Below are 10,706 nucleotides of genomic sequence, written 5' to 3' on the forward strand. Positions count from 1 at the left end.
AATAATGACAACCCAAAACAAGGCCAAATGGTTCAGATTCCTGATCCTCATCCTCGGTGGCGGCACCATCTACAAACTGGCGAACCTCAAGGACGCGTTCTATGTGCCCATGCAGGAATTCATGGGGCTGAGCCATACGGAAATCGGCGTGCTGCTCAGTGCCAACGCGATCATCGCCACCGCGTTGTTTGTACTGGGCGGGATGCTCGCTGACCGCTATGACACGCGCAAAATGATCCCGCTCGGCCTGATCGGCACCGGCGGCCTGGGCTTGTACCTGGCCACCTTTCCACCCTTCAGCAACCTGCTGATCGTGTTCGGTCTGCTGGCCGTGTGTGCCGATTTCCTGTTCTGGCCATCGCTACTCAAAGCCGTCCGTAACCTGGGTGACGATCAGGAGCAAGGCCGCTTGTTCGGTCTGCTCGAAGGCGGGCGTGGCGTGGTGGATACCCTGGTGGCCTTTTCCGCCCTGGGCGTGTTCGTCGCCATGGGCTCTGGCGAAGCCGGCCTGAAGTCGGCAATCCTGTTCTACTCGGTCATCGATATTTCGGCCGGCACCCTGACCTGGTTCCTGCTCAAGGGCGGCAACGCACAGTCGGTGAGCAAGCCAAAGAACGGGCTGGCAAACCTGATGGAAGCGATCAAGGTGCCGGGCATCTGGCTGGTCAGCCTCAACGTCTTCATGGTCTATATCGTCTATTGCGGCCTGACCTATTTCATCCCCTACCTCAAGGAAATGTACGGGTTGCCCGTGGCATTGGTGGGTGCCTACGGCATCATCAACCAGTACTTCCTGAAAATCCTCGGCGGGCCTGCCGGCGGTTTCATAGCCGACAAGCAGTTCAAGAGCACCAGCCGCTACCTGAAGTGGGCCTTCCTGGCGCTGCTGCCGCTGATGGGCATCATCATGTTGATCCCGAAAAGCCCGGGATTCATCTATGCCGGCATGGCTGCCACCCTGTCCTTCGCGCTGATCGTGTTCTCCATGCGCGGCGTGTTCTGGGCGCCCATGGGTGAAGTCGGCATTCCCCAGCACATTACCGGTTCGGCCTTCGGCATCGGTTGCCTGATCGGCTATGCACCGGGCATGTTTGCCTACGTCATCTATGGCTCGATCCTCGACCACTTCCCTGGCGAGCAGGGTTACAACTATGTCTTCACCCTGATGAGCCTGCTGGCCATGGTGGGGTTCATGGTGTCCAGCCTGCTGTATCAAGCGGTGCGTAAAAGGTCCACGGCCACTGCCGGAATGAGCGCGGCGCAAGCCTGATCATCGTCATGGCCTAAACAAAAGAGGAATCGCGCAACACGCCGATTCCTCTTTTGTTTTTTCATGCCGTCTTCGGGACAACCCCGTGTTTGTTACGGGTCGACTTGCAGCTCATGCAGCAAAAATTCGAGTGACTCCACGGCGGCGCAGTCACCTTTTTCAGAACGCAGTCCATCCCAGGGCATCGCATCGTCGGTGCAAAAATCGCCGATGCATTCCATGCTCAACGCGTCATCGAGCAGCCCGAGCGGTATCCAGAAATACGGCGACTGGCGAAGCACATTCGGCACGGTCGAACCGCATTGCGAGCAAAAGTCATTTCGGTAGCCGCTTGGTTTTTGCCAACTGCTAATCACGCCCTGCCCTGCATCCCATTCAAAAGCACTGGCACTGACCAGCGTAGCGAGATTGTGGCCGACACCCGTTTGCTTGCGGCACAGGGAGCAATGGCAACGGTAGAAAAATCGTGGTTCAACCTTCAGCGAAAAACGTACAGCGCCACAAAGACATTGCCCTGATGCCATGAATCTCTCCTTGAATGTTCACCGACATTAACCCTCCCCTGTGGGAGCGGGCTTGCCCGCGATGGACGTCAACGATACCGCGGATTGTCTGAATAACCACATCGCCCAGACCTGTTTTGCGAAGGCGTAATGTCAGTCAGCCCAACAGGACTCTGGTCGGAAAAATCTTGCTTTAAATATATGGATATCCGTATATTCGACTATCCATATGCAATAGGTACCCGGCATGTTCACCCCTCCAGAAGTCTTCAAATGCCTGGCTGACGAAACCCGCGCCCGCGCCACGTTGCTGATCGCCCATCAGGGAGAGCTGTGCGTCTGCGAATTGATGTGTGCCCTCGACGACAGCCAACCGAAGATCAGCCGCCACCTTGCCCAGTTGCGCAGCAGTGGGCTGCTGCTGGACCGCCGCCAGGGTCAGTGGGTCTATTACCGGCTCAATCCACAACTGCCCGCCTGGGTGCACGACATCCTGCAGGTAACGTTGCTGGCCAACGCCGACTGGCTGCAACACAACGCTTCTCGTCTGCAGTCCATGGACGCGCGGCCTGTCCGCGAAGTGGCCTGCTGCTGATTTTCTGTTGACCCCCCTCTCGGCGCAAAAGCGAAGGAGCACCCCATGCGAGTCCTGTTCATGTGCACGGCCAATAGCTGCCGTAGCATCCTTTCAGAAGCCCTGTTCAATCACCTGGCACCGCCGGGATTCGAAGCGGTGAGTTCCGGCAGCTTCCCGAAAGGGCACGTGATGCCGCGTAGCCTGACCACACTGCAACAAGCCGGCATTTCCATCGAGGGTTTGAGCAGCAAAGGCAATGACGCGTTCGAGGACAACCTGCCGGACATCGTCATTACCGTGTGCGACAAGGCGGCCGGCGAAACCTGCCCGGTGTATTTCGGCCCGGCACTGAAAGCCCATTGGGGACTGGAAGATCCCTCCGACGTGACGGGCGACGAAGCCGTGGTTGACGCCGCGTTCCGCGCCACGCTGGCGCACATCGAACGTCGCTGCAACGCATTGCTCGCCCTCCCCTTTAATAGCTTTAACCGCGATCAGCTCAAGCACGAGCTGGATCGCATCGGCACTCTTTGAGCAGGAAAAAATACGATGTCAGAGCAACTACCCCACCTGGACCTCTCCCTGTTCGATGACACGCAGACAGCGTGCCGCCCGGACGGTCACAAGCCGCGCATCCTGTTGCTCTACGGGTCGACCCGAGAACGCTCGTTCAGCCGCCTGCTGGTCGAAGAAGCCGCGCGTCTGCTTGAGCATTTCGGCGCAGAAACCCGCGTCTTCAATCCTTGCGGACTGCCACTGCCCGACGAGGTCCCTGTGGATCACCCCAGGGTGCAGGAACTGCGTGATCTGGTGATGTGGTCAGAAGGTCAGGTCTGGTGTTCACCAGAGCGCCATGGTGCGATGTCGGCCGTGTTCAAGGCGCAGATCGACTGGGTGCCGCTGGAACTCGGCGCGGTTCGCCCGACCCAGGGCAAAACGCTGGCGGTGATGCAGGTTTGCGGCGGTTCCCAGTCGTTCAACGTGGTCAATCAACTGCGGGTGCTGGGACGCTGGATGCGCATGTTCACCATCCCCAATCAATCCTCGGTGCCAAAAGCCTACCTGGAGTTCGATGAAGCCGGACGGATGAAACCGTCGCCGTTTTACGACCGCGTCGTCGACGTGATGGAAGAGCTGGTGAAGTTCACGGTACTGCTGCGCGACCGCCAGGGTTTTCTGACGGATCGCTATTCCGAGCGTAAGGAAACCGCCGAGCAACTGATGGATCGGGTCAATCAGCGTTCAATTTGAGGCCCAGCATCCCCCCAACAACAAGCCAGATAATCACCTCTGGCCACTCGGTGACTGCCCGGTTTTCGATGTAAACAGAATGTAATCCTGTGTCGATATCAGACACGGTGGTGGCGTGATCAGGCTACTGATTCATCGGACAAGCCGGGTAAGGTGGCGCACCTTTTCATCGAAACGCCCCCTTTCGCGATGATGATGGGTTTTATAAGAACTGCAGCGTTTGATCGGTGCTTCGTTGAGGAAGCCTGGCAGGCGGCAATGAGGGTCTGTTGCCCCGATCAATCCGCTTAACTGTCGATCAGCAGAGAATAAAACCAATGATTAGCCCGAGCTCCAAGGATTCGAGTGGCCAATTGGCGCAGGGCTTCAAGCCTCGTCACGTCACCATGCTGTCAATCGCCGGGATTATCGGCGCCGGTTTGTTCGTGGGCTCAGGGCATGCCATTGCGGCGGCGGGCCCAGCGGTTCTCCTGGCCTATCTGTTCTCAGGTTTGCTCGTCGTTCTGGTCATGCGCATGCTCGGTGAAATGGCGGTCGCCCATCCGGACACCGGCTCGTTCTCCACCTATGCCGACCAGGCCATCGGGCGCTGGGCCGGCTTCACCATCGGTTGGCTCTACTGGTGGTTCTGGGTGCTGGTGATTCCGATCGAAGCGCTGGCAGCCGGTCATGTGCTCAACCAATGGTTTCCGCAAATCGATGCCTGGCTGTTCGCGTTGGTGTCGATTGTCGCCCTGGTGGTGACCAACCTCTTCAGCGTGTCCAAATATGGCGAGTTCGAGTTCTGGTTCGCCATGGCCAAGGTCGTGGCGATCATCGGTTTTATCGGCGTGGGATTTGCCGTATTGATGGGCTGGGTGCCCGACCGTGAAGTCAGCGGATTAAGCGGCCTGATGGCCGAGCACGGCGGGTTTGCACCCAACGGCCTGTCAGCGGTAGTCGGCGCCTTCATCACCATCATGTTCAGCTTCATCGGGACCGAAGCGGTCACCATCGCCGCCGCCGAGTCCAATAACCCGGCGCAGAACATCGCGAAGGCCACGCGTTCGGTGATCTGGCGCATCGGGGTGTTCTACCTGCTGTCGATTTTCGTGGTCATCTCCGTGGTGCCCTGGAACGATCCGTTGCTGGCCTCGGTAGGCTCCTATCAGCGCGCCCTGGAAATCATGAACATTCCCCATGCCAAGTTCATGGTGGACGTCGTCGTCCTGATTGCTGTGGCCAGTTGCATGAACTCCTCGATCTACATTGCCTCCCGCATGTTGTACTCGCTGGGCCGGCGTGGCGATGCGCCGAAAGCGCTGAAGGTAACGTCCTCGGAAGGTGTGCCGCGGGCGGCCGTCATCGCCAGCACCGTGCTGGGTGCGGCGATCACCGTGTGGAGCTACTTCATGCCCGCCGGGCTGTTTGAGTTCCTGCTGGCCAGTTCCGGTGCGATTGCCTTGCTCGTGTACCTGGCCATCGCGGTGTCGCAACTGCGCATGCGCCGGATATTTCGCCGGCAGAACATCGAATTGACCTTTCGCATGTGGCTGTTTCCATGGCTGACGTGGCTGGTGATCGTGTTCATCTGCGCAGCGCTGGCGGTCATGATGATCACCCCTGAACACCGTACCGAAGTGAGCACAACCATCGGATTGGCCCTGGTGATTTCCTTTATTGGCCTCGTGACGTCGCGTCACCCTGCGCAGGCTGCGAGCGTGACGTCAGTGGGGTAAAAACCACGGAGGTATCAGCGCCAACCCTGATTCGCCCTGCGCCACGGTGCGGGCGAATGACTAGCTGCTGTGTCTCAGGCAGTCACCGCTTTTTGTGAGGACATGACCCCGATGTCATCGAACTCCACCGTGCGCGACGGTACGACTCAATCCGTTGGTTTTCTGTTGCTGGATAAATTCACACTGATCTCCCTGGCGTCCGCCGTAGAACCGCTGCGCATGGCCAATCAATTATCGGGACGGGCGCTGTATCGCTGGTACACGTTCAGCCCCGATGGAGAGCCTGTCTGGGCCAGTGACGGCGTGCGGATCACGCCGGATGCCTCGTGGAACAATCCATCGGTAGCAGACACGGTCATCGTGTGCGGCGGCGTTGGTATCCAGAGCGTGATTACCCGCGAGCACATCACCTGGCTGCAATCCCTGGCGCGGCAATCCAAACGATTAGGCGGTGTGTGCACCGGCAGCTGGGCGCTCGCAAAAGCCGGGTTGCTCGACGGCTACGAGTGCAGCGTGCATTGGGAATTCATGGCCGCCATGCAGGAAGCTTTCCCCCGCGTCAGCATCAGCGCAAGCCTGTTCACCCTCGACCGAAACCGCTTCACCAGCTCCGGGGGAACCGCGCCGCTGGACATGATGTTGCACCTGATTGGCCGCGATCATGGCCGTGAACTGTCCGCCGCCATCTCCGAGATGTTTGTCTACGAACGCATGCGCAACGAACAGGACCATCAGCGCGTTCCGCTCAAGCATGTGCTCGGCACTCATCAGCCCAAGCTGCAAGAGATCGTCGCGCTGATGGAGGCCAATCTCGAAGAACCGATCGACCTGGATAACCTTGCAGAATACGTCGATCTGTCACGCCGACAGCTGGAGCGGCTCTTTCGCAAATACCTGCACTGCACGCCTTCACGCTACTACCTGCGGTTGCGTCTGGTTCGAGCGCGACAACTGCTTAAGCAAACATCCATGTCGATGGTTGAGTTGGCGTTTGTCTGCGGTTTCGTGTCGACACCACACTTTTCCAAATGCTATCGCGAGTACTTTGGTGTGCCGCCGAGCGAGGAGCGTTCCGGCGCAGAAATAAATCGCAAGCCGGTAACGCTGGCGACGCTGCAACAGTCCTCGACCGAGCCGCAGACGGTACTCGACCAGGCACGAAACGAGTCGACTTTTGCCAGTGTGCGGATGATTGATCGCCGAGGGCTGTAAGCGGAACCGTTATTCGCGAACTCACGCTTACGAGTCCTCGGAATAATTTCTCAGGGCGGATCAATCTGATCCAGCACCCGATTCGCCGTGATCTCCGCCAACATGATGCTGTTGGAAATGCCCAGCAGCGCGTTGCGGTCGCCGCCTTCCAGATGATCGACCAGTTGATGAACCATCACATCGACCGAGGCCAGGGTTTCGACGAGGTAGACCATTAAGGTTTCGGTGGAGGTTTGTGGGTTTACGGTAAACAGGGTGCTGGGTGCGCGCGGGGTGGCTTTGATGTCGGCGGGTGAGGCGTAGTCGGTGTTGAGGGTGTGTTTGGGGAATTCGTTGAGGTTGTTTGAGGCAGGGTCAGATGGGGATGCCGGATCGGTTTCCGGGGGGTTGGGTGAATGCTTTTTCATGGCTGGAGTCCTAAATGGAGTGCCACCCTCTTGCTGCTAAACATAAAGGGAGGCAGCTGTACGCAGGTTAGCAGACCGGGGACCCAGCAAACCGGCGCGCCCGAAGGCGCCCTGCGCACAGCTACCATCAAGCGCGGCAATGCCTGCTGATAGAGCTTGTGCACTTCACTGGAAAACCACGAGCTGCTAAACCCGATCACTGATGAGCAGTGACGCGAATCAAGTTACCGATGGGTCCCCAAGCGCACAAGCCGGCGGATTCTGGCGTAACCGTAGGCAACGGCGCAAGGTTTCGTAGCTTTCATCTGGTAACTGTAGGAGCCGTTAAACAAGCGCTCTCAGGGGATGTTTAGCGATCAGGTACGCACGGGAGGGGTATCGCTTGGATGGCAGTTGAATCGCTCGAAAAACCAGTCGCGCTGACTGCGATGTTCAGCTTATGTAAAGCGTTTCAAAAGTGGTTTCATCCTGATCACATGGCATCGACCAATGCCTTCTCATGAGTCGCGAAATCATCTTGTACCGGCAGGAACCCGCAGCGAACGTAAAACGCGGCGCCCTCTGGTGTATCCGTGGTCAGGCGCACGACACTGAATCGCTGAGCCGCATATTCAAGGAGCTGCTGCACCAGCGCCCTACCCACATTCTTCCCCCTTGATGCGCGCGCGACGTAAACCCTGCGCAGCCTGCCGATGTCCGGTCCGGCATAGGGATCATATGAAAGACCACCGATGGCAATCAGTTGTCCGTTGCAGAACGCTCCCAAAAGGCATTCACCCGGCTGATCAAATCGATTGGAACCGTTCTCCCAATCGGCAACCAAGCGCGTCAGAAACCTGAAACCGCCCGCAATGGCCTCCGCTTCAAGTATCAGGATGTCGGGAGGCAGCGCTGAGAGTTGTCGTATTGCCAGTTCGTCCAATGAGGTGACCTCTCGATGTCTCTTTGTTTACTTTGGAGCCGTATATAACCTTACTTTACGCGCGGGGAACACTACGCCAGATTTGGAGGATTAGCTCTAGGGAGCATTTTTACAAACTGAGACCCCATTGGGAATCGCCCGTGACATATCAATCAGCGAAAGACCGACGCTCGCCGATGTCTGATATCGGCCAAAAGCTGCCCTTCGTAAAGGAGAGAGATCGACCCATTCCGGCCTCTCGGCGCCGGCAAGTCGGTCAAGAGCAGTCTGTAGCAGTCCACAGCGAGCGGCCACTTAAGGTGTGCTCGATGGACAATACCTAACTACGCTGATAGCGTAACGCCATCTTCGGCTTTAGAAAATTAATTAATGTGAGAGTTTGGTATGGCAAAAACAAAAACCGAAAAAGAATTTGAAATCTTAAACAGAATTTTTAAGAAGGACGATTGCTGCACAGTAATAAAAACTGAAATGCCAGATTTTATTCTAGAATATAAAAATACTAATCTAGGAGACACCTTAATCGGCATTGAAATTACCGAGCTGTATCTTGACGGAGCAACAGCCCGATTAGTAAACATGCCAGATTACGCAAAAAAAATCATGGATGGCACTTATATACACAAAGATGATAAGCTCAAATTAAGGCCCCAGAACATTACATATTTTGGAAAAAGCAATAACTACCAACCGATCAAGACCAAAATTCTACACCTGCCAAACTATACCTTGAAGGATTTCCAAGATGCTTTTTTGGATTCTTTGAAAGGTAAAAATGAGCGATTAAAAAAATACAGGAAGGATATCGAACAATGCTGCTTAGTAGTTTACGATTCATTTCAATTTATGAAAAAGCGTAAGCGAGAGAATTTTGGAGCAGATTTTTTTACAAGCGAGGTATTGAGCGCGATTCGTAAATCTTCTTATAACGAAATTTATCTTGTCACTGGCTTCGATGGGAGTGACGATGAGTTTTACATTCAGTTAAAGGCCTGGGATTTAATATCCGAGTCTGCTAGGGTTGGCACCTACCTTAAATATCCTCCACATCTGAAAAAGCTAAAAAGCCTTAACTTGAGCAACAATGAAGTATTTGCCGAGATTTTGTTAAGGCGCGGATTTGCAAAGATTCAAAAATCAAGCATAGACTCAACCTCCACTGTAATGTGCAACAGATATGAACTATCAATTAACGATGATAGGTCACCGTTTTTTGATAACTTCCCTTTTTTGAAATCTGGTCTGGAATTTTATAGCCTTAACGAAAATAGAAAAAACTACTTTTCGCCCAAGTCATTTTCTCACTATGAACGCCTTTGGAAAAAAAAGAATACAAATACAGACTATGGATTTCATGCTCTAAAACCGAAGCAGCCTGATATTTCACCGAAATAAGATTCGACAGGCTGTCCTCGACAGTCCGCTTTGGGTCGATTGCTGCCTTTCGCGACTGTCAGCAATCGACCCATTGCCGACGCTCGCGCCCCTTGCATCTTAGTTAAAAACCTCTACATCCACCTCTTCGGGCTCAAAAACGTCATCTAATGAGCCGTGTACATCGTGGAATTCAAAAGCTCCCAGCGCCCGCTTACCTACCTGAAGTCGGCTTGTTATCTCGATTTCTATGGTCATGGTACGTCCGGAAATAGAGCTGTCACGGCGATGACTACCTTGAGCATCTGCCTGAAGCTTGGCGGAAAACCCTCGATCAAAAGCTACGGTATTAATTGAATCTAGAGTTACTTCATCAAAAATAGTATCCGATTCAGCAATCGCGCCTGATACCCCCTCATGTTCTAGAATCGAGTAGTTATGCTCCTCGAAGAACTCAACGCACTTCTCCTCTAGTGTGTCGAGATCAACAAAGCAATAAGGGAGATCATCAAACATTAGAATAATAAAATCGAATAGTGCTTCAGAAGTTAGATTTATACCTATAATCTGCTCATCTGAAATAACAGATTCCAGTCGTGAAGCCAACCACTCAGAGTCATAATAAACGTACTCGACTCGGGAGAAAGCGTCATTATTAAAGCCCTCATCATCTAGAACTTTCTTGAAATTTTCGTATCCGAATATTGCGGCAACTACGGCCCCTAATCCTGTAAGGGAAAGTTGTAGATCATCGAGCCTTATGGTTTCGTCAAGCTTGGCGATAAAAAGATACGCCGATGGGAAACGGTTTGAAGTCGCTGCTGCTCGCAACTTGGAACTATTTATATTAAAGCGTTGCCGCTCAAGTTCCATTTGGTTTTTTTTGTGCTCTTCGTCTTGCTGGGCAATACTCATTCTGCTTTTGGCTGCAGAAGCATTCGCCTCTGCCTCTGTAGCTTTATGTCTTTGTTCAACAGCCTTTGATTTTAAGCGCTCCCCCCTATCTTTCATGTGCTTCAATATCTCCGATTTACGGTCGAGATCCGATTGCACGCTTTGTTCTATAAACTGCTTGTCTGGATCGGATAGCAGTCTTGCTTTGTTTAGATCCTCTTGCTGTCGCACTCTATACAGCTCTACACTTATCGCTTGTTTGTAGAGCTTGTCGTTTACGACCTTGAGACATGCTTTAACAAACAAAGAGGCCCAAGGAAAAATAAAGAGATAAAATAAAGTGAATATCAAGGGGAATATGAGGATCGCATTGAATGAAAATAAATCAGTTGTTGTTAGATAAAGGTAAAAACTATTAATGCGCTCCGATGGTTTTCCCTCTCCCAAAAAAAGCAAACCTATCTGGTTCCAATTGCAAATCAACCAAGATATTGTAAAAGTCCCGATGAAAGGGTCATTAATTCGAGTGCGATCCACGAACCCCACATTCCAAGCCAATAGCTGACGGCTGATGCTGT

11 protein-coding genes are annotated in these 10,706 nt (G+C 53.8%); 7 read left to right on the top strand and 4 right to left on the bottom strand.

The window, feature by feature from the left end; genetic code table 11:
* Positions 1–4: 4 nt before the first annotated feature.
* Positions 5–1,270, top strand: a complete 1,266-nt coding sequence (locus AC3ZVB_RS25140; RefSeq protein ID WP_490148023.1) for an MFS transporter — start codon at positions 5–7, stop codon at positions 1,268–1,270.
* Between the two features lie 92 nt (positions 1,271–1,362).
* Here AC3ZVB_RS25140 and AC3ZVB_RS25145 read toward each other — a convergent pair whose 3' ends face one another.
* Positions 1,363–1,794 (bottom strand): GFA family protein, encoded by a 432-nt coding sequence (locus AC3ZVB_RS25145; protein ID WP_490148024.1) that lies wholly within the window; start codon positions 1,792–1,794, stop codon positions 1,363–1,365.
* 226 nt (positions 1,795–2,020) lie between these two features.
* Between AC3ZVB_RS25145 and AC3ZVB_RS25150 the strand changes: the two genes are divergently transcribed.
* The 5 genes from AC3ZVB_RS25150 (at position 2,021) to gbdR (ending at position 6,531) form a co-directional block, all read left to right on the top strand.
* Positions 2,021–2,368: a metalloregulator ArsR/SmtB family transcription factor gene (locus tag AC3ZVB_RS25150; RefSeq protein WP_490148025.1), complete on the top strand. Its 348-nt coding sequence runs from the start codon at positions 2,021–2,023 to the stop codon at positions 2,366–2,368.
* Between the two features lie 45 nt (positions 2,369–2,413).
* Positions 2,414–2,884, top strand: a complete 471-nt coding sequence (locus AC3ZVB_RS25155) for an arsenate reductase ArsC (protein ID WP_490148026.1) — start codon at positions 2,414–2,416, stop codon at positions 2,882–2,884.
* 15 nt (positions 2,885–2,899) lie between these two features.
* On the top strand, positions 2,900–3,601 hold the full coding sequence (gene arsH, locus AC3ZVB_RS25160; RefSeq protein WP_490148027.1) for an arsenical resistance protein ArsH: 702 nt from the start codon (positions 2,900–2,902) through the stop codon (positions 3,599–3,601).
* Positions 3,602–3,918: 317 nt separating this feature from the next.
* Entirely contained in the window at positions 3,919–5,319 is a 1,401-nt protein-coding gene (gene gabP / locus AC3ZVB_RS25165) for a GABA permease (RefSeq protein WP_162438804.1), read from the top strand.
* A gap of 111 nt (positions 5,320–5,430) precedes the next feature.
* Complete coding sequence (gene gbdR, locus AC3ZVB_RS25170) at positions 5,431–6,531, top strand: choline metabolism transcriptional regulator GbdR (RefSeq protein ID WP_490148028.1); 1,101 nt, start codon at positions 5,431–5,433, stop codon at positions 6,529–6,531.
* 50 nt (positions 6,532–6,581) lie between these two features.
* On the opposite strand, the gene AC3ZVB_RS25175 is transcribed toward gbdR, so the two are convergent.
* The gene (locus tag AC3ZVB_RS25175; protein WP_490148029.1) at positions 6,582–6,938 is read right to left on the bottom strand and encodes a DUF6124 family protein; all 357 of its coding nucleotides are present in this window, start codon (positions 6,936–6,938) and stop codon (positions 6,582–6,584) included.
* 472 nt (positions 6,939–7,410) lie between these two features.
* Positions 7,411–7,860 carry a GNAT family N-acetyltransferase gene (locus AC3ZVB_RS25180; protein ID WP_490148030.1) on the bottom strand — a complete coding sequence of 150 codons (450 nt, stop codon included), beginning with the start codon at positions 7,858–7,860 and terminating at the stop codon, positions 7,411–7,413.
* Between the two features lie 384 nt (positions 7,861–8,244).
* On the opposite strand from AC3ZVB_RS25180, the gene AC3ZVB_RS25185 reads away from it, so the two are divergent.
* A complete protein-coding gene (locus AC3ZVB_RS25185; RefSeq protein ID WP_490148031.1) occupies positions 8,245–9,255 on the top strand; it encodes a hypothetical protein in 1,011 nt (336 codons plus the stop codon).
* Between the two features lie 99 nt (positions 9,256–9,354).
* On the opposite strand, the gene AC3ZVB_RS25190 is transcribed toward AC3ZVB_RS25185, so the two are convergent.
* The coding region (locus AC3ZVB_RS25190; protein ID WP_490148032.1) for a hypothetical protein at positions 9,355–10,706 on the bottom strand (1,352 nt) is incomplete at its 5' end.

It is taken from the genome of Pseudomonas sp. MDV22-iso1 (assembly GCF_058145095.1).